This window comes from Thiorhodovibrio frisius (assembly GCF_033954835.1).
Lineage (GTDB): Bacteria > Pseudomonadota > Gammaproteobacteria > Chromatiales > Chromatiaceae > Thiorhodovibrio > Thiorhodovibrio frisius.
The window spans coordinates 2,684,898-2,706,161 of sequence record NZ_CP121471.1 but is presented as its reverse complement, the minus strand read 5'-3'; the positions used below and the strand labels follow the sequence as shown (position 1 = coordinate 2,706,161).

At 61.3% G+C, this 21,264-nt stretch carries 16 protein-coding genes; 9 read left to right on the top strand and 7 right to left on the bottom strand.

The window, feature by feature from the left end:
- Window positions 1–313: 313 nt before the first annotated feature.
- Entirely contained in the window at window positions 314–1,930 is a 1,617-nt protein-coding gene (locus Thiofri_RS12555) for a methyl-accepting chemotaxis protein (RefSeq protein ID WP_051023888.1), read from the top strand.
- 201 nt (window positions 1,931–2,131) lie between these two features.
- Here the strand turns inward: Thiofri_RS12555 and Thiofri_RS12550 are convergent, their stop codons facing one another.
- From Thiofri_RS12550 to Thiofri_RS12535, 4 genes are all read right to left on the bottom strand, one after another.
- A complete protein-coding gene (locus tag Thiofri_RS12550; RefSeq protein WP_009149624.1) occupies window positions 2,132–4,261 on the bottom strand; it encodes a TonB-dependent receptor in 2,130 nt (709 codons plus the stop codon).
- A gap of 236 nt (window positions 4,262–4,497) precedes the next feature.
- Window positions 4,498–5,427, bottom strand: coding sequence for an exopolyphosphatase (locus Thiofri_RS12545; RefSeq protein WP_009149623.1), 930 nt, complete (start codon window positions 5,425–5,427; stop codon window positions 4,498–4,500).
- 117 nt (window positions 5,428–5,544) lie between these two features.
- Window positions 5,545–8,268 carry a cation-translocating P-type ATPase gene (locus Thiofri_RS12540; RefSeq protein WP_009149622.1) on the bottom strand — a complete coding sequence of 908 codons (2,724 nt, stop codon included), beginning with the start codon at window positions 8,266–8,268 and terminating at the stop codon, window positions 5,545–5,547.
- Window positions 8,269–8,330: 62 nt separating this feature from the next.
- Window positions 8,331–8,663, bottom strand: a complete 333-nt coding sequence (locus Thiofri_RS12535) for an Rpn family recombination-promoting nuclease/putative transposase (protein WP_143741906.1) — start codon at window positions 8,661–8,663, stop codon at window positions 8,331–8,333.
- Window positions 8,664–9,179: 516 nt separating this feature from the next.
- On the opposite strand from Thiofri_RS12535, the gene Thiofri_RS12530 reads away from it, so the two are divergent.
- Window positions 9,180–9,830: a hypothetical protein gene (locus Thiofri_RS12530; RefSeq protein WP_143741905.1), complete on the top strand. Its 651-nt coding sequence runs from the start codon at window positions 9,180–9,182 to the stop codon at window positions 9,828–9,830.
- Between the two features lie 16 nt (window positions 9,831–9,846).
- Here the strand turns inward: Thiofri_RS12530 and Thiofri_RS12525 are convergent, their stop codons facing one another.
- From Thiofri_RS12525 to nadB, 3 genes are all read right to left on the bottom strand, one after another.
- Window positions 9,847–10,620: a DUF3050 domain-containing protein gene (locus Thiofri_RS12525; RefSeq protein WP_009149616.1), complete on the bottom strand. Its 774-nt coding sequence runs from the start codon at window positions 10,618–10,620 to the stop codon at window positions 9,847–9,849.
- Between the two features lie 42 nt (window positions 10,621–10,662).
- Complete coding sequence (can, locus tag Thiofri_RS12520; RefSeq protein WP_009149614.1) at window positions 10,663–11,319, bottom strand: carbonate dehydratase; 657 nt, start codon at window positions 11,317–11,319, stop codon at window positions 10,663–10,665.
- Window positions 11,320–11,385: 66 nt separating this feature from the next.
- The gene (nadB, locus tag Thiofri_RS12515; RefSeq protein ID WP_009149613.1) at window positions 11,386–13,017 is read right to left on the bottom strand and encodes an L-aspartate oxidase; all 1,632 of its coding nucleotides are present in this window, start codon (window positions 13,015–13,017) and stop codon (window positions 11,386–11,388) included.
- Between the two features lie 333 nt (window positions 13,018–13,350).
- Between nadB and rpoE the strand changes: the two genes are divergently transcribed.
- The 7 genes from rpoE to lepA all read left to right on the top strand — a co-directional run bounded on the left by rpoE (window position 13,351) and on the right by lepA (window position 21,241).
- Window positions 13,351–13,923 carry an RNA polymerase sigma factor RpoE gene (gene rpoE, locus Thiofri_RS12510; RefSeq protein WP_009149611.1) on the top strand — a complete coding sequence of 191 codons (573 nt, stop codon included), beginning with the start codon at window positions 13,351–13,353 and terminating at the stop codon, window positions 13,921–13,923.
- A gap of 41 nt (window positions 13,924–13,964) precedes the next feature.
- On the top strand, window positions 13,965–14,759 hold the full coding sequence (locus tag Thiofri_RS12505) for a sigma-E factor negative regulatory protein (RefSeq protein ID WP_009149610.1): 795 nt from the start codon (window positions 13,965–13,967) through the stop codon (window positions 14,757–14,759).
- Between the two features lie 187 nt (window positions 14,760–14,946).
- Complete coding sequence (locus tag Thiofri_RS12500) at window positions 14,947–16,008, top strand: MucB/RseB C-terminal domain-containing protein (protein ID WP_223296748.1); 1,062 nt, start codon at window positions 14,947–14,949, stop codon at window positions 16,006–16,008.
- Entirely contained in the window at window positions 16,005–16,550 is a 546-nt protein-coding gene (locus tag Thiofri_RS12495; protein WP_009149606.1) for a SoxR reducing system RseC family protein, read from the top strand. Before Thiofri_RS12500 ends, Thiofri_RS12495 begins: the two co-directional genes overlap by 4 nt.
- 10 nt (window positions 16,551–16,560) lie before the next feature.
- On the top strand, window positions 16,561–17,784 hold the full coding sequence (locus Thiofri_RS12490; protein WP_009149604.1) for a hypothetical protein: 1,224 nt from the start codon (window positions 16,561–16,563) through the stop codon (window positions 17,782–17,784).
- A 131-nt stretch (window positions 17,785–17,915) separates the two neighbouring features.
- Complete coding sequence (locus Thiofri_RS12485; protein WP_009149602.1) at window positions 17,916–19,361, top strand: DegQ family serine endoprotease; 1,446 nt, start codon at window positions 17,916–17,918, stop codon at window positions 19,359–19,361.
- 74 nt (window positions 19,362–19,435) lie between these two features.
- Window positions 19,436–21,241 carry a translation elongation factor 4 gene (gene lepA / locus Thiofri_RS12480; RefSeq protein ID WP_009149599.1) on the top strand — a complete coding sequence of 602 codons (1,806 nt, stop codon included), beginning with the start codon at window positions 19,436–19,438 and terminating at the stop codon, window positions 21,239–21,241.
- Window positions 21,242–21,264: the final 23 nt, after the last annotated feature.

The following is a 21,264-nucleotide window of genomic DNA, read 5'->3' as shown; positions in this document are numbered from 1 at the left end:
TTGCTCGTTTTGGGATTTGGTTCGCACTCGACGATACTCCGAGCCGGCAAAGTTTGGCAAAGTCTTATGCCTGAATGAAAAAATTTCGTTAGACTCTAGAGTGGCCCGACGGAAAATTGCGACAATTGCAGGGGGCACCTGTTGCTGGTCTTCGGGGAGTGGTCGCAACTGAACCCGCGAGTCCATTGCAGTGGAACCCGCACTGCCGCCGCGCAGCAAGGCGCTTGCTGTTTTGTCGGTACGGAAATTACCTTCTTTCTTGGCTCGCTCTGGCAATGCGGGTTTAGCACAGTTAAAGCCGCACTAACACATTATGAGAAAAATTCGAGACTTTCCGATCTGGGCACGGCTGATGGTTTCCCTGTGGCTGGTTCTCTTTCCCGCCTGGACTGGGATGATTCTGTGGGCAGCTCAGGAGCAGCGCAATACCGCCATAGAGGAGGCTGAGGCATTTTCCGAAACCCTGCACGAAATCACCATGGCCGGTCTCACTACGCTGATGATCACCGGCATGATCAGTCAGCGGGCGGAGTTTCTCGACCAGATCGTCGAGTTGCGCAATCTGAACGATCTGCGTGTTCTCCGGGGCAAAAATGTCGCCGGCCAATATGGTCAGGGAACCGAGAATGAGCAGCCGCGCAACCGCACCGAACGCCAAGTGCTGGAGACCGGCGAGCCCTTCAGTGAGCTGTCGGAGGACGGCAACAGCCTGCGCAAGATCATGCCGGTGATCAGCAGCGAGGACTATCTGGGCAAGAACTGTACCCTGTGTCACACGATAGCGCCTGCGGGTTCGGTGTTGGGTGCGGTGTCGCTTGAAATCAGCCTTGAAGACGTCAATCGTGATGTTAGTCGCTTCGGGATTGAGATCTATACCGTAGCCGTTCTGCTCAGTTTGCCGGTGATGCTGGTGATGTATTTTTTTGTTAAGTACTTCGTCACCAGGCCCTTGCATGACATGACCACCGGTTTGCAGGGAATTGCCGAGGGCGATGGCGATCTGAGGCATCGGCTGGACGTGCGTGGTCAGGACGAAATTGGCCGTGCCTCCGGCGCCTTCAACGCCATGATGGATAATTTCCATGATCTGATCGCCCGGGTGCTGGACGCCACCCGTCAGCTCACCGGCGCCGCCGGGGATCTGGCCAGCGTTACAGATCGGACCAATGCGGGCGTGAGCAATCAGCGCAACGAGGTTGATCAGCTCGCCACCGCCATGAACGAAATGAGCGCCACGGCGCAGGAGGTCGCCCGCGGTGCGCAAGAGGGCGCCCATGCCACCGGCGAGGCCAAAGCAGCTGCCGAGACCGGCGCCGAAGTGGTCTCGGGCGCCATGGGCAAGATCGAGCAACTTGCCGCCGAGGTGCAGCGCGCGGCCGAGGTAATCGCCGAACTCGGCAAGGACAGTCAGCAAATCGGCAGCGTGCTGGACGTGATTCGCGGTATTGCCGAGCAAACAAATCTGCTTGCGCTCAATGCTGCGATCGAGGCGGCGCGTGCCGGCGAAGCCGGACGCGGATTTGCGGTGGTCGCCGATGAGGTGCGCTCGCTCGCGACACGCACTCAGAGTTCCACCGAGGAAATTCAGGCGATGATCGAGCGCCTTCAGCAGGCCAGCGGGCGCGCGGTGAAGGTGATGGAGCAAAGCCAACAGCATGCGCAATCAAGTCTGGACAGTTCGGCTGAGGCCAATCAGTCGCTCGAGGCTATTTCCAGCTCCGTGATCACCATCAACGACGTCAACACCCAACTGGCCAGCTCCGCCGAGGAGCAGAGTGCCGTGGCCGAAGAGATGAATCGCAATGTGACCCGCATCTCCGACGCCGCCGAGGGTAATGCCCAGGCGGCGGCCGAAACCAAGGCGGCCTCCGAGCAGCTCAGCACGCTGGCTGGGGAGCTTGAAGCGTTGGTGGAGCGTTTTAAGACCTGATAGACCAATCGCAAAATAGGATTTTTGCTTTTGCGTCTGGTGACGGCCGCGGGGTCTCGGTGGCCCTTGATTCGATCAGGGATGCCGCCGGGAAGCATCCCTGGATGTAAAGGGGGGGCGCATTTACAGCCTCCTCCGTGGCCGTCACCCGGCCCAGAACGAGCCATCATCTTGCGGGGTTTTGGAATATCCCCGCGCTGGTCAGCTTCCGAATGGCACACTCAGACTCAGACGAATATCCCGCCCGGGACTGAGTGCATAGCCTTTGTAGGTGTCGAGAAAGTCGCGGTATTCAGTATCAAACAGATTGCGCACCGCCAGATCGATCCGGGCGTCATTGCGGCCAAAGCCACGGAAGGCAAAGCCCAGATCAAGGTCAAGCAGGGTGTAGGCGTCGGTCGATGCCGTGCCGAAGGCCATATCATCAAACTGCGCGAAGGGCTCGCCTGGCGCCGCGTCTTTGGCGGCGCTGTGGCGGATGCCAAGGCGCAGATAGGGCTCGCGCAAGGGGCCGCGATCGGCAAAGCGGTAGGTCGCCTCCAGACGCAAAGAATCTGCCGGCAGCAGTGGCAGGTCGTTGTTGGTGCGCTCGTTGGTGCCGCGCACCAAATCAAGCCCTCCGGCCAGTTCCAGTTGATCGGTCACCTGCCAGCTTGCCTCCAGATCCAGGCCAGTGAGCAGCGCATTGTCTTGCTGATAGGCAAAGATCGGTAGGTCGTCTTCAGAACGCCCTGTGTCCTGAAGATAGATGTAGTCGCTGATGGCGTTGCGATAGACCGTCAGGCTGCCGCTCAGACGCGGGAGTTGCCAGCGCAGGGCAAGGTCGGCATTGAGCGACTTCTCTGGCTCCAGATCCGGGTTGCCTACTTGAATGGCCGCGACGCCGCCGTGCACCCCGTCGGCGTAGAGTTCGAACAGAGTCGGCGCGCGAAAACCGCGACCGAGGTTGCCGGCCAGGGCCAGCTGATCCGTCAGCCGATACACGGCGCCCAGGGAGCCGGTAAAGACCGAGTAATGGTGCGAATCCTGCCCGGAGAAGTTCACCGGCGCTGAGGTCTTGCCGGCATCGCCCGTGACCGAATGCCAGTCGTGACGCAGCCCGGCTTGCAGGGTCAGGGCGCCGATATCTTTGCTCTCGAATGCAAAGAGCGCCAGATTGCTGACCTCGCCTCCCGGCGCCAGCACTGTGGTGCCGCGCGAGTACTGGGTTTTGCTGGCGTATTCCACCCCCAGGGTGCCGCCATCGAAGGGGCCGAGCTGCTCGTGGATGGCCTCGAGCCGCGCGGTGTAGAGATCAAACTCCAGATTCACAGTGCCGTCATAGCCGCTGGCGAGTGTGTCACCCGCACTGTTGGCGCGACGCAGGTTGTTCTGCCAGGACAGGGTCGGTTTCAGTTGCCAGCGACCGCCGGCCAATGGCAGATCGCCGGTAATCTGGAGCTGGTCGTTGCGCAGCCACAGCCCAATGCCTTCGCCGGTGGGCAGCAGGAAGTTGTTCTCGTCATTCCACTGGTTGTAACGGATGCCGAACTCGCCGATGTCGGTCAGCAGGCCAAAGCCAAACTGGGCGTTGAGCTGGTCGAAGTTCGTGTAGGGCAACTCGCCGGTGAACTTGGGGTCGCTCGGGTCGCCGGATTCTGCGGCCGTTTTGGCGTTTGGTGTGTTCATGTTGCCGGATGAACGGCGCATCAGCCCGGCATCCAGACTCAAGGTGTCGGTGCCGGCGCGTGCCTTGACCCCGGTATCCCATTGAGCATTGTTGCTGTGGTAAACAAAGAGCGTATCGGCGCCGGCCAGGGTCGCGCCCGGTGCGGCAAACTCGAACGCCGGCGCCTGCACATCCACCGCGCCACCCAGCGCCCCCGAGCCATAGAGCAGACTGGAGGCACCGCGCACCACCTCAATGCGTCCCGCGAGGAAGGGATCGATATTGGGCGGATGGCGCTCGCCATACTGCTGATAATCGACTCCAATGCCGTTGGACAGGATTTGGATCTGATTCCCGCTAAGTCCACGAATCACCGGCTTGCCGACCTGATTGCCGGCGGTGATGCTGGCCACGCCGGGCAGGGCATCCAGGGTTTCACCCAGGGTGAAGCGCTCGCGTTCGCGCAAGTCCTCGCCGCTCAGCACCGAAATATCAGCAGCCTGCAACATGGGGTCGCCTGGCGCCGGGACGCCGGCGGTCACCTCGATTGCGTCGAGTTCGATCATCAGGGCGCTTGCGTCAATCTCCGACTGCGCGTGCGCCATGGGAGTCATGGCGCCAAGCAGTAAGGGGCCGGCGATGAGTGCGATCCTAGACTCAGGCCTGAGCGCTTTCTGGTTCATACAGCATTCTCGCGTGCGTTGTAGGCGATTTGGAAACGGATATGGACCAAACCAAATGTTATATCATAACATTTTGCGCTCAAAATCAAGCCCGGCGACCAAAGCCGCCACAAACGCGAGAGTGGGGGGGGGGCTGCGAGGCGTGTAGGGGCGAATCCATTCGCCCAAACTGCTGGGAGTGTGGACTACCAAGCCAACGGGAGGCGAGCCTTGCGGTCGCCTCTTCCAGAGATCGTCTAGCCGTCGGCGTTAATGCGCGTGATCAACTCTTGTAAGACAGCATCGGCGCGTTCATTTTCTATTTGACATGTTCCCGCCGCCTGATGCCCGCCACCGCCGTAAGCAAGCATCAACTCGCCGACATTGGTCTTGGAGCCACGGTCGAAGATCGACTTGCCGGTGGCCATGACGGTGTTCTGCTGCTTAAGACCCCACATCACGTGAATCGAGATGTTGCACTGCGGGAAGAGCGCATAAATCATGAAGCGATTACCCGCCCAGATGGTCTCCTCACCGCGCAGGTTGAGCACCACCAGATTGCCGTGCACGGTCGCGCAGCGCTGAATCTGCTCTTTGAATTTTGGCTCCTGCTCAAAGTACAGATCGACGCGCTCGCGAACATCCGGCAGGGCAAGAATATCGTCGATCCCATGATTCTTGCAGTAGTCGATCAGGTCCATCATGAGCGCGTAATTGGAGATGCGGAACTCGCGGAAGCGCCCGAGCCCGGTGCGCGCATCCATCAGGAAGTTCAGCAGCACCCAGCCCTGGGGATGGAGTATCTCATCGCGATCAAACTGGGCCGCGTCGCCCTTGTCCACTGCCTCCATCATTTCGTCCCAGCCGACGGGAAAGGCATCGTGACCGCCATAATGGCGCCAGACCACCCGTGCGGCCGAGGGCGCGTCCGGATCAATAATGTGATTGTCGCGCTTGGCGTTGCGCAGGGTCTCGGAGAGATGATGGTCGAAGGCAAGATGCACACCCTCGACATAGGGCAGGTTGGTGGTGATGTCGCGACTGGTGATGTCGATCTTGCCGTCCTGCATATCCTTGGGATGAACGAACTGAATGTCGTCAATCAAATCCAGATGCTTGAGCAGGACCGCGCAAACTAGGCCATCGAAATCGCTACGGGTGACGAGACGAAAGGGCGGTTGGGACATGGAAACTTCTCCGGCTTTCATATTAGAGGGGGGCTGCAATTATGGTGGCCATGATACCCAGTTCCCGCAACAGTGGCGAAGCCGATTCAGTCAGTCACCACGCCGATGGCTGAATGGTTAAAAGCCGCGTCTTGGCCTGAGTCGCTTCCACGCCTGGCGCAGATACTTGTCGGCCTCAATCGCCAGCAGGCTTGGCAGGAAGCACAGCAGGATCACCGGCCACCAGATGACGGGAAAGTCGGCCGTCTTAAACCAGCTTGATGTCGCCGGCGCGAAGGTCGGAATCAGGCGGATGGCGATGCTTAAACCCACGCCAGCGAGCAGCCATTTGTTGCTGAAGGGGCTGAAGCTGAACACCGACTGGTCGATGGAACGTGCCGAGAAGACATAGCCAAAGTGGGCGAACAAAATAGCCCAAAAGGCGGCGGTCTGGGCCTGGGTCAGCAACAGCGGGTTGATGAGTTCGCCATTGACCACGGCGGGAGAGCCAAAGAGGTAATAGATGCCAAAGCCGGGCAGGGAAATGGCGATGCCAAGCAAAATCACGCGCTGAATGAAAAGCCCGTCGATAATGTTCGCCTTTGAGTCGCGGGGCGGATGCGTCAGCAAGCCGCGTTCCTTGGGTTCCATCATCAGCGGCAAGGTCAGTAACAGCGAGTCGAGCAGGTTGATCCACAGGATCTGGATGGGCTCGAGCACAAAGCGCTCGCCAAACAGGGGCACAAAGGCGGCCAGCAGGATGGCGCCCATGATCAGCAGTGCCTGGGCGGCATTGGTTGGCAGGGTGTAGAGAATGGCCTTTTGCAGATTCTTCCAGGCATGGCGGCCTTCCTCGACCGCCGTGATGATGGTGGCGAAGTTGTCATCGGCCAGCACCATGTCGGCGGCCTGACGCGCTACCTCGGTGCCTTCTTGGCCCATGGCCACGCCGATGTCGGCCTGCTTGAGCGCCGGGGCGTCATTCACGCCATCGCCGGTCATGGCCACCACATGGCCGTTGGCCTGGAAGGCGGCGGCGATCTGCTGCTTGTGCTCGGGCGCGACCCGGGCGAAGACCGAGACTTCTTCGACTTCCCGGCGCAGGCGCTCTGAGTCCATGTCATTGAGTTCGGTGCCGGCGAGCACACGCTCGGCGGGAATGCCAAGCTGGCCGGCCACCGCCTGGGCGGTCAGAGGATGATCACCGGTGACCATCACGGTGCGAATCCCGGCCGACTTGCAGTTGGCAACCGCCTGCTTCGCACTTTCCTTGGGCGGGTCGATCATGCCCTGCAGGCCGGCAAAGCAAAGATCATGCAGATCCTCGTGCAGCAGGTCGGCATGATCGTTCGCCACCCGCTTGAAGGCAAAGCCCAGCGTTCGCAGCGCCTGCCGAGCGAAGGTCCTGGCGGCTTCGAGATAGGCCTCGCGGTTCAGCTCGGTCTCTTTCGCCTCGGCATCCGTGGCGCTGGTGCACATTTCCAGCAGGATCTCTGGCGCGCCTTTGACAAAGATATAGCGCTCGCCCTCATAGTCAGTCAGCACCGCCATGTACTTGGTGCTCGAGTCGAAGGGGATCTCCTCGACGCGCTGCTGCCGGTCTTTGTTCAGAGCCGCCTTGGCGCCGGAAATCAACAGGGCGATCTCAGTCGGGTCGCCGATGCTGTGGCCTTCATCGTTTAAGTGGGCGTTGTTGCAGAAGAAGCCGATTTCCAGCATTCGGCGCAGTGCTGGATTGGCGGCTGCATCAATGGGCGCGCCGTCCTGTGAGAACTGGCCGTGCAGGTCATAGCCAACACCCGAGACACCGTAGGCCTGCCCGGCGGCGAAGACATCAGTAACCGTCATGCGGTTTTCGGTCAGGGTGCCGGTCTTGTCCGAGCAAATAACCGAGGTGGCGCCCAGGGTCTCAGCCGCCGGCAAGTTGGCCACAATAGCGTTCTGGCGCGCCATAGCATTGCCGGACTTAGCAAGCACCGCAGTGACCAGCGCCGGGAGCATTTCCGGAATCGCGGCCACCACCAGGGAGATGGCGCCGAGCAGACTGTAGGAAATCTCGTAGCCGAGGTAGATGCCAACGATAAAGTTCACCGCGCCGATGCTCATGATCGCCACGATCAGCGTTTTGATGAAGCGCGCGAGCTTGCGTTGCAGCGGGGTGGAGTGCGCGGCGGCGGCCTTGACCATGCCAGCGATCTCGCCAAAGACCGTTTTGTCGCCAATCTCCACCACCACCGCCTTGGCGGTGCCCTGAGTCAGGTAGGTGCCGGAAAAGCCCATGTTCTTCTGATCACCGGGCACCACCTGATCGCCTTCGATTGCGTTGGTGGTTTTGGTCACGGGCACCGATTCGCCGGTCAGGGAGGATTCATCGACCTGGGCGTTGTGCAACCGAATAAAGCGCACATCGGCGGGGATCTTGTCGCCGCCTTCGAGTTCAACGATGTCGCCGGGCACCAGACCCTTGGAGGGAATACGCACCAGACCCTGGTCGCGCAGCACCATGCACTCGGGCACCATCATGGATTTCAGTGCCTCAATGGCGTTTTCGGCCTTGCCTTCCAGATAGAAGCCGACACAGGCATTGAGCACCACCACCGAGAGAATCACCATGGTGTCCGGCAGCAGATGGGCGCCAAACAGGGTGAGCAGGCCGGTGACCATGGCCGTTGCCAGCAGGATCATCGACATGGGGTCCTTGAATTGTTTCAGGAACCGCTCCCAGGCGGGCGTCTTGCGCACGCTGATGGCATTCTCGCCCCAGGTGGCCTGGCGTTTAGTCGCCTCGGCCGATGACAGGCCCTGGTCGTCGGTCTCGAGGGTGGACAATACGTCTTTTGGCGGTAGTTGGTACCAAAGCACCGTGCAATCTCCTGAAAAAAGTTGAAGGCTGGATCAGCCTGTAGAGCACCTCGCCCTTGATCTCAGTGGTGCCTTTGTCCGAAATATCGTGCAGCGCCTAGCCGAATTGCGGCACATAGGTTGCGATAGGGAATCTGGTAGACCAAGTCCGAGTAGACCTTGCGCAAAGCCTCGGTGACGAAAGTGTCGGGGGAGATGACCAGCCGATCCAAATCGAGATCGTCGAGCAGCGCAGGCGGCAGCGTATGACGGAGAAAACGGCGCGCCACCGCTGGTCGCACGCAGTTCTCGCGAAAAAAGCAGTCATGTGGCGTGGGTGTGGTGGCTATGTCCGCTCCTCGGCGCCCGTCAGCCCGGTTGGCGAGCATTGAACCGGGAATGGTGACGGGAGTCAAACCGCCGCAATGTGCTGGACCTTGACAGGCGGACGAGACCCAAGTGATCGCGCAGGTGGTGGAATACTACCAGGGGCCCGGGAAATCCGGCTGCAAGTCCGACGCGCTGGCGGACCGCTGTGCTTTGAGGTGATCGATACCGGCATCGGCATGACCGCCGAGCAGATCGAGCGCATCCTTGAACCATTTGACTAGACCGAACTCGGCACAGCTGGCATCCCTGGCAGCAGCGGATTGAGACTGCCCTGGCCGACGCGCTGGATCAGCGGCTTGAGCAACTCGCACTCCCGCAGCAAGTGGCCGCTCAGCAGGAGTGCCTGCCGGGCTAAGGCAAGCCCGCAACGAGCCAGACGGCAGCATGCCCTAGCATGCTCTCCGGGAGGAAGCCAAAATGGCGCGCGCGCATGAACCATGGTAAAGAAAGGGGCGATCACCGCAGTGATCGGATTCCGGCTCGAGGCCGCCAATGGCGGCGATGCAAAATTGTGCGATTGGGCTGCAAGGGAGGAGGGTAGGGTGCGCTTTCTCGATACTAAGGCTCCACTAACGCTCATGGTCACGGCCACCCCGGAGGATGAAGCCTGTTGTTTCACGGTAAGGTTGGCAGCTTGGCTCGCGGCGCGTGCTGATTGCCTGGCGGGCGGGGTCTGGGTGGCTGTCTTGTTGTTGGGCGCGGGCGGCTGCGCTGTCACCATCCCCTCGGGTGATACCGGGCTGCGGGTAAGCGTGACCGCGCCGATCAGGATTCCGGCCGGGCGGGCGCATGCGATCTTTCAGCGCGGCCGGTTGGCGAGCGCAAGTAGCAAGCTGAACCCTTATTGCGAGCTGGAGGTGCGGACGGTCTCGCCGGCAGAGGGTGCGCGTATTGACTCGGGGGAATTTGTGGTCAGTCGGATCAACTCGCGGATTTTGGTGGACCCGACGACGCGTATCTCGGCGGTGATGATGATGAGCAGTTGCTCGGACCCGCTGTTTCAGGAGTCCATCTGGTGGCTGAGGTCGACCGCGCCGAGCGATGTGATCTATCTGCGCTGCATCGCGCCTTACTACAACTGTGCTTTCGGTCCGCCGCTGCAGCCGCCGCAGGTGCAGCAGCAGGTCGGCCGCTATTTGGCAGTGAGGTTGGCGACGGAACCCAACGTCAGTCCGAATGCTCATCCTCAGTGAGAACGCCGATCAGGACTCAGGCCCGCGCGGTTTCGATCGCCTGCAGCACGCCGTCCCAGAAGCGGATGCGGGCGCAGATGGCTTCCTCGGCGGCGGCTTCGGCCTCGGTGTGCTTTTCGGGATCATCGCCGCACAGGTGCTCGAGCAGTTGCAGTGACAGGGGGCCGTGAAAGTCTTCGTCGAGATGGATGTGGCGCTTGAGGTAGTAGTGGAAGCTTGGCGCGTCCGCCTCGGTGATGTCCATGTCGCTCAGCAGGCGGCGGAACATTTGCGGGATGACGCGCTCGCGCCCGAGCGCCAGGGCGGCGGCGACTTCGTGCGGTTTGTCTTCGTCGATGAAGCAGAAGGTGGTTTCCATAAAATCCCGCGCGGGGCGGGGCAGGGGGGTGACGCGGATGGCCTCGCGCAGTCCGTCGCGGGCGACGCGCTCGACAAAGCTCAGTGCCGGTCGGGCGTCGGCGCCGATCTCGGCCATGGCGGCGCTGTAGAGTTCGAAGTGACTGCCGTATTCTGGTCCCGCGCCACGGTCCATGCAGTCGGATTCTTCTTCGAGCACCAGCTGGTTGATGAAATAGCGCACCGCCGGGTCGCCCACGGGCGTCCAGGGCACCCGAACGGGCGCGACCTGCTGTTGCAGGTATTTGATCAGAGACATGAAATCCCACACCGAGTAGATGTGATGCTGCATGAAGATGCGCAGGTCCGAGACGTCGCGCAAGGCGGCGTAGATGCGGTGGGATTCCAGCTCCTGTTGTAGCGGCTCGATGTGGTCAAGTTGCAGTTGGGTCATTGGCATGTGTGATCGCGATAGCTGGGAATGGTTGCTGGAATATCAGCGCGGGGCTTCGACAATCCAACCGGCATCGTCGCAGCGGGCGGCTGCCAGGCCGGCGAAAGAGTCAATCTCCGGGACTTGCTGGCGCAGGATGCCGTCGCCGATGCTGTAGGTCCAGCCGTGGACGACCAGTCGTTGGCCCTTTTTCCAGGCATTCTTGACGATGGTAGTGTTACAGACGTTGGTCACCTGCTCGGTCACATTCAACTCGCACAGGCGGTCGAGGCGCTGAGGGTCGCTGAGCGTTGCCAGTTCATCGGCATGGAAGCGGCCGACATCGCGGATATGGCGCAGCCAGTTGTCGATCAGGCCATGGTCGTGGGTGTCGAGCGCGGCCTTGACGCCGCCGCAGCCGTAGTGCCCGCAGACAATGATGTGCTCGACCTGTAGCACGTCAACCGCGTATTGAATGACCGAGAGGCAATTGAGGTCGGTATGGACCACCACATTGGCGATGTTACGGTGAACGAAGACCTCGCCCGGTGGCAGCCCGACGATCTCATTCGCCGGTACTCGGCTGTCGGCGCAACCGATCCACAGATAGCGCGGTGACTGCTGAGAGGCAAGCCGGGGGAAAAACTCCGGGTCGCGCTGCTTGATGCCTTCGGCCCAAGCGCGGTTATTCTTGAAGAGGTGGGGCAGTGTTTTCAACATTAGTCCTCTGGGGCTTGCGGGTTCGGCCCGAACTCACTGAACTCCCATAAATTGCTGCTTCCGAACTCAATCGGCCTTTCCCGGCGTGCGTGGCCGGTAGCGATCAGGGATCAGGACGGTCGGCGAGCGCTGGAGTGGGTCGAGGTGCGGGAAGTCGAGCGTGTAGTGCAGGCCGCGGCTTTCGCGCCGACGGTAGGCGGACTGAACGATGAGATCGGCCACCTCGACTAGATTGCGCAGTTCGAGCAGGTTGGGGTTGACCCGGAAATTGCTGTAGTGCTCAATGATCTCGGAGCGCAGCAGGTCGATGCGCCGCCGGGCGCGTATCAGACGTTTGTTGGTGCGCACAATGCCGACATAATCCCACATGAACCGACGCAGTTCCTCCCAGTTGTGGGAAATCACCACTTCCTCATCGGGCTCAGTCACGCGACTGGCATCCCAGTCCGCCACCTCGGGCGGGTGCTCCCAGGCGATCATCAGGCGTTCGATGTCCGCAGCGGCCAGCTCACCGAACACCAGGCATTCCAGCAGCGAATTGCTCGCCATGCGGTTGGCGCCATGCAGGCCGGTATAGGCCGTCTCGCCGATGGCGTAGAGGCCAGGCACATCGGTGCGCGCTTGGGCATCGGTTAGCACGCCGCCGCAGGTGTAGTGGGCCGCTGGCACGACCGGGATTGGGTCCTTGGTGATGTCGAGCCCCAACTCCAGGCAGCGGGCGTGGATGGTGGGGAAATGCTCAATGATAAAATCAGCAGGCTTGTGCGAGATATCGAGCAGCACGAATTTGCTGCCGATGCGTTTGATCTCGCGGTCGATGGCGCGGGCGACAATGTCGCGCGGGGCAAGTTCGGCGCGCTCATCAAAGCGCTGCATGAAGCGCTCGCCATTGGGCAACAGCAGATGGGCGCCCTCGCCGCGCAGGGCCTCGCTGATCAGAAAGGACTTGGCTTTGGAGTGATACAGGCAGGTGGGGTGGAACTGCATGAACTCCATGTTCGCCACCCGGCAGCCGGCGCGCCAAGCCATGGCAATGCCGTCGCCAGTGGCTACGTCCGGATTGCTGGTGTAGACATAGACCTTGCTCGCCCCGCCGCTGGCTAGGACCACAAAGCGCGCCAGCATGGTGCGCACTTCACCGCTTTGGTTGTCAAGCACATAGGCGCCCAGGCAGCGGTTATCATCCCGCCCAAGGCGATTGGCGGTGATTAAATCAATGGCGGTGTGGTGCTCGTACAGCTGGATGTTGGCGCGCTCACGGGCGGCCTTTTCGAGTGTGGCTGCCACGGCACGCCCGGTGGCGTCGGCGGCATGCACCACCCGTCGATGGGTATGGCCACCCTCGCGTGTGAGGTGATAGCCGTCTTCGGTCTCGCTGCCCGGCTCACGGGTGAATTCCACCCCTTCCTGGATGAGCCAGCGGATGTTGTCGGGACCGTGCTTGACCACCAGCTCGACGATGTCGCGATCACACAACCCGGCGCCAGCGCGCAGGGTGTCCTGCACGTGGGATTCAAGCGAGTCATCGGCGGCTAGTACGGCGGAAATGCCGCCTTGGGCATAAAGGGTGTTGCCTTCCGGCAGGCCGCGTTTGGCCAGCACGGCCACGTCGATATCCTGGCGCAGGCGCAGCGCCAGGCTGAGACCAGCGGCTCCGCTGCCGATGATAAGTACATCATGTCGAATGGTGGTGGACATGGCGATCTGGCCCCAAGCGTGGCGAATGATTTGCGCGAATTGTCTGGTTAAGCGCTCTGGCAGAGCGGTTTGGGCGACAGGGCTGATCGGCCAGTCTGGCGAAATCGCTCTGGCGAAATCCGTCAGCCTCAGTCGCGGTCACTCTGTCTGATCAGTATAATGCGCGATTTACCCTTTGCCCGCCAAGGCAAGGGTGGCCGGAGCGCTGCGCGCGGGCAGTATCGATTGCCTTAGCAACCTCCTGATGCGGCGAATCGGTTGGGCGAACTTTTGTAAGCGGGTGGGTGTCAATGGCATCAGCACTGGCAAGGACGGGCCAGCGGGGAAAATCCGGTGTCTGAACGCGAAGTCGATCAGGCTTTGGTGGTGCGTGCGCAACAGGGCGACAAGCGCGCCTTTGATCTTCTGGTGCTCAAGTACCAGCAGCGGGTGGCGGGCCTGATCGCGCGCTATCTGCGCGACAGCGCCGAGGTGCTGGATGTCACCCAGGAGGCTTTCATCAAAGCCTATCGCGCCTTGCCGAGTTTTCGCGGCGACAGCGCCTTTTATACCTGGATTTACCGCATTGCGATCAACACGGTCAAAAATTATCTGGTCGCACAAGGCCGGCGTCCGCCGGGAGAAGATATCGACGCCGAAACGGCGGAGCAGATGGACGCCGGCATCCGCCTGCGCGACCACGCAACGCCTGAACGCGAACTGCTGACTGATGAAATTGCCCGCACCGTGCAGCGCGCGCTTGATTCCCTGCCGGACGATTTGCGCACGGCCATCGTATTGCGCGAGCTTGAAGGCATGAGCTACGAGGAGATTGCCGAGGCCATGGATTGTCCGATTGGTACCGTCCGCTCGCGGATTTTCCGCGCCCGCGAGGCGATCGATAAACACTTGCGTCCATTGCTGTAATCCCATTGCTCCAATCACAGACAGCCCGGTCATTTGTCGCTATGCATGAACAGCTCCCTGCAGAAGAAGAGTTATCGATCCTGCTCGATCAGGACAGCGATTTGTCCCGGGTCAATGCCGCGCTGACGCACTTGGATCAGGATGCCGGACTGCGCGCGCGCTGGGGGCGTTATCATTTGATTCGCGGCGCGCTGCGCGGAGAGTCCGTGCGCGCGGATTACCACGGGATTGCCGCTCGGGTGAGCGAGCGCCTTGAATGCGACAACCCTGAACAGACACATGCGGCCACCAAAGCCGCTAGCATGACGGAAGTGGCAAAGACAAGCGGGGTATCTAATTGGGCAATCCGTGGCATCGGAAACATTGCCTCTGTGATTAATGGTATCGGAATCGGTGGCAGGCAAAACCCCGGAATCAAGCCACCTACAACCACCCGGCTAGCCCTGACCGGCGCCGCTCTGGCCGGGTTGGCAGCACTCGGGCTGACAACTCTGCTGCCAGAGGGCTTGCCACCAGAGAGTTTGCCACCAGTCGCGGTTGATCCTGGCAATTTGCCGCTAGTGGCGGCATTTCCCGCGTCACTGTCCCCGCTCGCACAATCAGGGGCAGCTGGGCGGAGGGCAGCATCGTCTGAACCGCGCCCTGAGTCCGGCATTGTCAGCCTGCCGGTTGGCGGTTTCGGCGCTGGTGAAGTCGCGCCCCGGGGCGCCAGCCAGCCACTCCTGACCTCCAAGCTTACCCACCTGTTGGTCGGGCACCAAGAGCGTGTCTCGGCCTCCGGCATCAAAGGGTTTCTGCCCTATGCCACCCTGGTCGGCTACCAGGTTCAACCCTAGAGTGGTCGAGGCCATGCTCGCAGGCAATGTCAAGATCAGGCAGGACGCTGTGTCCCGGACAAGGCGTATTTCTCGCTTTGTTGGCCATCTTGGGCCAACCGGTTTGCCAGTCGCTCTGCTAGCTGCCCTCCTCACCGCTTTTCCGGGTCAGTCGGTCCTCGGGTCACCATCCGCGCCACCAGTTGTGGTGGACTCTGATGCCGAGCGCTCTTTTGCGCTGCTCGAGCGCATGGCAGGGGCGCTGAAGACAACCAATTTCGAGGGCACTTTCGTTTATCAGTTTGGCGATGTCCTCTCGGCGATGCACATTGTTCATTACTATAACAACGGCGTGTCACAAGAGAGCCTGCTGACACTGAATGGCCCTGTTCGCACCATGGGTCGCAGCGGCGGGGCCGTGGCCTGTTTGCTGTCCGGTGGCCAGTCGGTCCTGCTCAATCGCGCCCGCCGGGATGGCACGCCCGGCCCCCCGCACCAGATATTGCCGCCTGATTGGCGCCAGTTGGCCGCGCATTATCGTTTCAGCCTGCTTGAGAAGACCCGAGTTGCCGGACGCGCGGCAGATGTGGTGGATGTCATGCCCAGGGATGATCTGCGCTATGGTTATCGTTTCTCCATCGATCGGGAAACGGCGCTGCCCTTGCGCACGGCTCTGATTGATGAGCAAGGCCACCCAATCCAGCAACTCATGTTTACCGACGTGCATTTGCGCTCGAACAAGGAGGGCGAGTCGGCTGCGGGACTGAATGGCGTTGCCGCCGCTGACTCGGCACAAGCGACTCCATCGCCCGCTATAAACTCCAAACCGGCCGCTGCATCGCTGGCCGACGCGCCCGGCACCGCAATCCAAGCCCGATCACGCTGGCACTTCGGTCAATTGCCTGCGGGCTTTGCTTTGTATGCTCACGAGTGGATTGAATCCGACAGCGATGCCCCGGTCGAGTATTTTCTGTTCAGCGATGGCCTGGCCTCGATCTCCATCTATGTCGAGCCAGGCGACCAGGCCGGTCTGCTCGGGCAGACGCAGATGGCGGCTATTCATGCTGCTGGCAAGAGAGTCGCTGATCACCAAATCACCGCCGTCGGCGAGGTACCGCCAACCACTCTGGCAGCGCTGCTTGATGCTATCGATGCCGGGCCTGATCAGCCCCTGACCGATCAGGCCCCGCTCGATTCTTCCGGCTCAGTGGAAGACCGGCCCGTCCCGTCCGCAAGCGACGCCGGAGAAGGGCGTCAGGAGTTGCCATGATCGAGGAACAGGCCATCGTCATCGCCGTTGATGACCGCTTTGCCGAGGTGGAACCCCAGCGTCGTGCGACCTGCGACCATTGTGGAGTCAAGGGTGCTTGCGGTACCTCGCTGATTGATCGCTTTCTCGGGCGCCGTCCAGTCCGTCTGCGGGTTACAAACGCCATAGGCGCGCGGGTGGGTGAGCGCGTGATACTCGGCGTTGCCGATGCTGTGTTGTTGCGCGCCGCCGTGGTGGCCTATCTGGTTCCGCTGCTCGGGTTACTGTTGGGGGCTGCGCTGGCGCTGGAGCTGGCCGACTGGCGCCAATGGCCGGGCGCGCAGTCATGGTCTCTGGGGGGCGGTGTGTTGGGTTTTGCGCTAAGTTTGCGCTGGGTGGCTGACTACAGCCGCCGTCTGCGTGGCGACCCGCGCTACCGCGCAGTGCTGCTTGGGCGAGCCGAGCCGCCAGCCGAGTCCGCAAATCAACCCCCAAATGAAACGGGTTCAGGGCCGGGCAGTGCGCCTTTGGTCAGCCTCCAGACCCATCACCTGCGGACCTGATTTTGCGCGCATGATCGCACGACTCAAGCGCCGCTTCGCTCCTTCTGATCGCTGTGGCACCGGCATGGCCGACGCGCCTTTCCCGGCACGGCGGCGCAAGCGTTTTTCGCTCTCCGGCACCATCGGCTTCGAGCGGCGTATCGCCACCGACCAGCAGCGCATTGCCAATCAGGTGCTGGCGCTGATGCCGCCAGACGAATTTCGCGCCCTGTTGCTGTGCGGTGCCTATGGGCGCGGCGAAGGCGTGCGGCTGCGCGGGCACGATGGGAAAGAAATCGCCGACTGCTACGAATACGCGGTCATCCTCGGGCGCAGCGACCAACCGCTGCGCACGGCGGTTGCCAACACACTGAACCAACTCGCGTCAGCTCTGACGGCCACAACCGGCGTAGCGATCCGATTCAGGCTGTTTCGCGAGGAACAGTTGCACCTTAAGCCCTTGTCCTTCCCCCAGGCCGATCTGCGCTGGAGCGGTCGTTTACTGCGCGGCGATGCGCGAGTGATTGAACGCATGACTGATCAGCCCTTCGAGCATCTGGCTCCGGGCGCCTGGCTTTGGCAGCTGGTCGAGGAGGGGCAGGGTCTGCTGCGCAACCAGGAATGGCTGCGCCTGGGAACCCATCTGGACGGCGACAACCAACAGCAGTTTTTTCGCCATCTGATCGCCTCAGTGCTGATCTGTGGCGATCTGCGCCTGGCCCTGGTCGGGCGCTATCATCCGGCGCATGCGGAAAAACTCGCCCGCCTGGAAGCACTGGATCAGCGTCATCATCGCAAGTTTATGACGCTCTATGAACTCGCCCACCGTGCCTATGGCGATACCGACATTCGCGCTTTCAGCGCAGGGCATCCGCTCGACTGGCAGGCGCGGGTGGCCTGGCTGTGGCTGGATGCGCTGCGCCGCTTCGAGCACTGGAGATCCGGGCGTGTGCTGCCGAGTTGGGAATCCTACTGCCAGCCGCACTTGGGCAAGGGGCAGGGCTGGGGGACCAGCCTGGCGGAGCGTCTCAGCGCGAATCTGGCGGCCTTCGGGCCGCAGGGGCTAAAGGCGCATCCGCTGTGGTCGCTGCGCCACCCGCGCGAGCGGTTGATCGGAGCCATGCCGTTGTTGCTCGGTGGTCCGCAGACTGCGCCCGAACCTGCCGTGGCAGCGGCGTTATCCTTGCCTGCCGGTACCAGTTGGCCGCGCACAGTTGAGACTTTTCTGCACTCTTACGAGCACTGTCGCGACTGACCAAACCGCTGCCAACAATCATTTGGCCACAGAAATCTTCGGGTCGCGCCCCAGGCAACGTATAATTGGCGTTTTTGCCGGCTGGCGCCGGCCTTTGCGCAGAGCGTTTTTCGCAATCCCGAGGCGGCACCATGCACTTTGTTCCTTCCTTTTTCGCACCGGCCTGGCTGGGAGTGGTGCTTTTGTTCGCTGGCACCGGCGTGCGCGCCGAGTCCTTGCCAGATTTCACCGTGCTGGTCGAGACGTTCGGACCGGCAGTGGTGAATATCAGCAGCTCCCAAAGCGATCATGGCGAGATTCCGGGCATGGGCGCCGAAGACGATACGCTGCCAGAGGACAGTCCGCTGTACGATTTTTTCCGCCGCTTTTTTGGCGATGAGGGCGAGATGCCGGACTTCGGCGGGGAAGGGCGCTCACTCGGCTCGGGCTTTCTGATCTCCTCCGACGGCTATGTGGTGACCAACTCCCACGTGGTCGAGATGGCGGAGGAAATCATCGTGCGCACCAGCGACAGACGCGAATTTGTCGCCAGCGTGATCGGCGCCGATGAGCGCAGCGATATCGCACTGCTTAAGGTTGACGCTCAGGATCTGCCCCAGGTTGAGATCGGCCAGGCGGCGAATCTAAAAGTGGGCGAATGGGTGCTGGCCATCGGCTCGCCCTTTGGCTTCGAGCACTCAGCCACCGCCGGTATTGTCAGTGCCAAGGGCCGCAGCCTGCCAAGCGAAAACTATGTGCCCTTCATCCAGACCGATGTGGCCATCAATCCGGGCAACTCGGGCGGACCACTGTTTAATCTTGACGGGCAGGTCATCGGCGTCAATTCCCAAATCTACAGCCGCACCGGCGGCTTCATGGGGCTGTCTTTTGCTATCCCCATTGAGGTAGTCATGGATGTAGTCGAGCAGTTGCGCACCCAGGGCCGGGTCACGCGCGGCTGGCTGGGGGTGTTGATTCAAGATGTCACCCGTGAATTGGCCGAGACCTTCGCACTGACGCGTCCACGCGGGGCGCTGGTCGCTCAGGTAGTGCCCGGCAGTCCGGCAGCGGCGGCCGGTGTGCTGGCAGGGGATGTGATTTTGCGCTTCGATGGTCAGGATGTGGTGACCTCGGGCGATCTGCCCCCCTTGGTGGGCATGGCCAAAGTCGGCGACAAGGCGAAAATTGAGCTGCTGCGCCAAGGCCAGCCGCTGAGCCTGGAGGTGCTGCTGGCAGAATTGCCAGAGAACGGCCAAGAGGAGCTCAGCGCGCCCTTGCCGGAGGAGACCGCTGCCAATGCCATCGGCTTGGTGCTGTCGGATCTGACAGCGGAGCAGCGCGACCGCTTCGAACTGGCCGAGGGCGGGGTGCTAATTGAAGAGGTCGCATCTGGCCCGGCCGCGCAGGCCGGCCTGCGCCCGGGTGATGTAATTCTCGCCTTCGATGGCGTGGATGTGCGCGATCTGGCCCATTTCCGCGAGCTGCTGGCGGCGGCCGAACCAGCCCGGCCGGTGGCGGTGCTTATCCAACGCGGCGCCGGGCGCATGTTCTACCCGCTGGGCATTCCAGACCATGACGAAACCGCCAACGGGGACTAGAAAACCAAGCACCCAGCCGCGCCGGAGGGTACGGCTTTCCCTTGGTTGCAGGATATTCCCTTAAGGACATTTTGATGGCAGAACTCAAGGCAATCCGCAATTTTTCGATTATTGCCCATATTGACCACGGCAAATCGACCATTGCCGACCGTTTCATTCAGCATTGCGGCTCATTGACGGACAGGGAAATGTCCGCCCAGGTACTGGATTCTATGGATCTCGAGCGTGAACGTGGTATCACCATCAAGGCGCAGAGCGTCACCCTGGACTACCCCGCGCGCGATGGCCAGATCTATGAGCTGAACTTCATCGACACTCCGGGTCATGTCGATTTCTCCTACGAGGTCTCGCGCTCGCTCGCTGCCTGCGAGGGCGCGCTCTTAGTGGTCGATGCCGCCCAGGGAGTGGAAGCCCAAAGCGTCGCCAACTGCTACACGGCGATCGATCTTGGCCTCGAAGTCCTGCCGGTTCTGAACAAAATCGACCTGCCTTCGGCCGAGCCAGAGCGGGTGATCAAGGAGATCGAAGAAATCATCGGGCTCGATGCCGAGGATGCGCTGCACGTCAGCGCCAAGACCGGCCTTGGTATCCCCGATCTGCTCGAGATGCTGGTGGCCAAGGTGCCGCCGCCCCAGGGCGACCGTTCGGCCCCGCTGCAAGCGCTGATTATCGACTCATGGTTCGATTCCTATGTCGGGGTGGTGTCGCTGATCCGAGTAGTCCATGGCGCCATTACCAAGCGCCAAAAGATTCAGGTCATGAGCACCGGGCGCGTTTATCAGGCCGACAATCTTGGGGTCTTCACGCCCAAAAAGCTCGAGCGCGAGCGGCTTGAAGCCGGTGAGGTCGGCTATCTGATCTCCGGGATCAAGGAGATCGACGGCGCGCCTGTTGGCGACACCATCACCTCGCCCGAGCGCCCGGCACCCGAGCGGCTGCCCGGCTTTCGTGAGATTCGCCCGCGCGTCTTCGCCGGGCTTTATCCGGTCATGTCCGATGACTACGAAGACCTGCGCGATGCACTGCGCAAACTGCGGCTAAACGACTCCGCACTCTTCTACGAGCCGGAAACCTCGCAGGCGCTGGGCTTCGGTTTCCGCTGTGGCTTCCTCGGCATGCTGCACATGGAGATTCTGCAGGAACGCCTGGAGCGCGAGTACGATCTTGATCTCATCACCACGGCGCCGACCGTGGTCTATGAGGTCGAACTCAACGACGGTGAGATCATTAAGGTGGACAATCCGGCGAATCTGCCGGAGACCAGCAAGGTCCGCGAGATTCGCGAGCCCATCATCGAGGCGCATATTCTGGTGCCGCAGGATCTCCTCGGCGGCGTGATCAGCCTGTGCATCGAAAAGCGCGGAGTACAGAAGCAGATTCAATTCCTCGGCGGCCAGGTGCAGGCTACCTTCGAGTTACCGCTCAATGAGGTGGTCCTGGACTTCTTCGACCGGCTAAAGTCTGTCAGCCGTGGTTATGCATCTTTTGAGTACGAATGGAAACGCTTTCAGGCCGCCGATCTGGTCAAGCTCGAGGTGCTAATCAACAGCGAGAAGGTCGACGCCCTGTCGCTGATTGTGCATCGCGATCATGCCCTGCAGCGCGGACGCGATCTGACCGAGCGCATGAAAGAGGTCATTCCCCGGCAGATGTTCGAGGTCGCCATTCAGGCCGCCATAGGCAGCAAAATCATCGCCCGCACCACAGTCAAGGCGCTGCGCAAAAATGTTACCGCCAAATGCTATGGAGGCGATGCGACCCGCAAGCGCAAACTGCTGGAAAAGCAAAAAGCCGGCAAGCGGCGCATGAAGCAAGTCGGACGGGTGGAAATTCCACAGGACGCCTTTCTTGCAGTGCTGAAAGCAGGCAAGGATAATTAGCCGGCTTTGCCGCTGGCCCGTTC

Excerpts from the sequence above, each read along its gene's own strand:
- Thiofri_RS12495 (WP_009149606.1), top strand. The coding sequence starts at position 16,005 with ATGATCGAGGAACAGGCCATCGTCATCGCCGTTGATGACCGCTTTGCC.
- Thiofri_RS12485 (WP_009149602.1), top strand. The coding sequence starts at position 17,916 with ATGCACTTTGTTCCTTCCTTTTTCGCACCGGCCTGGCTGGGAGTGGTG.
- Thiofri_RS12525 (WP_009149616.1), bottom strand. The coding sequence starts at position 10,620 with ATGACCCAACTGCAACTTGACCACATCGAGCCGCTACAACAGGAGCTG.
- Thiofri_RS12490 (WP_009149604.1), top strand. The coding sequence starts at position 16,561 with ATGATCGCACGACTCAAGCGCCGCTTCGCTCCTTCTGATCGCTGTGGC.
- Thiofri_RS12505 (WP_009149610.1), top strand. The coding sequence starts at position 13,965 with ATGCATGAACAGCTCCCTGCAGAAGAAGAGTTATCGATCCTGCTCGAT.
- Thiofri_RS12550 (WP_009149624.1), bottom strand. The coding sequence starts at position 4,261 with ATGAACCAGAAAGCGCTCAGGCCTGAGTCTAGGATCGCACTCATCGCC.
- lepA (WP_009149599.1), top strand. The coding sequence starts at position 19,436 with ATGGCAGAACTCAAGGCAATCCGCAATTTTTCGATTATTGCCCATATT.
- can (WP_009149614.1), bottom strand. The coding sequence starts at position 11,319 with ATGTTGAAAACACTGCCCCACCTCTTCAAGAATAACCGCGCTTGGGCC.
- nadB (WP_009149613.1), bottom strand. The coding sequence starts at position 13,017 with ATGTCCACCACCATTCGACATGATGTACTTATCATCGGCAGCGGAGCC.
- Thiofri_RS12545 (WP_009149623.1), bottom strand. The coding sequence starts at position 5,427 with ATGTCCCAACCGCCCTTTCGTCTCGTCACCCGTAGCGATTTCGATGGC.
- Thiofri_RS12555 (WP_051023888.1), top strand. The coding sequence starts at position 314 with ATGAGAAAAATTCGAGACTTTCCGATCTGGGCACGGCTGATGGTTTCC.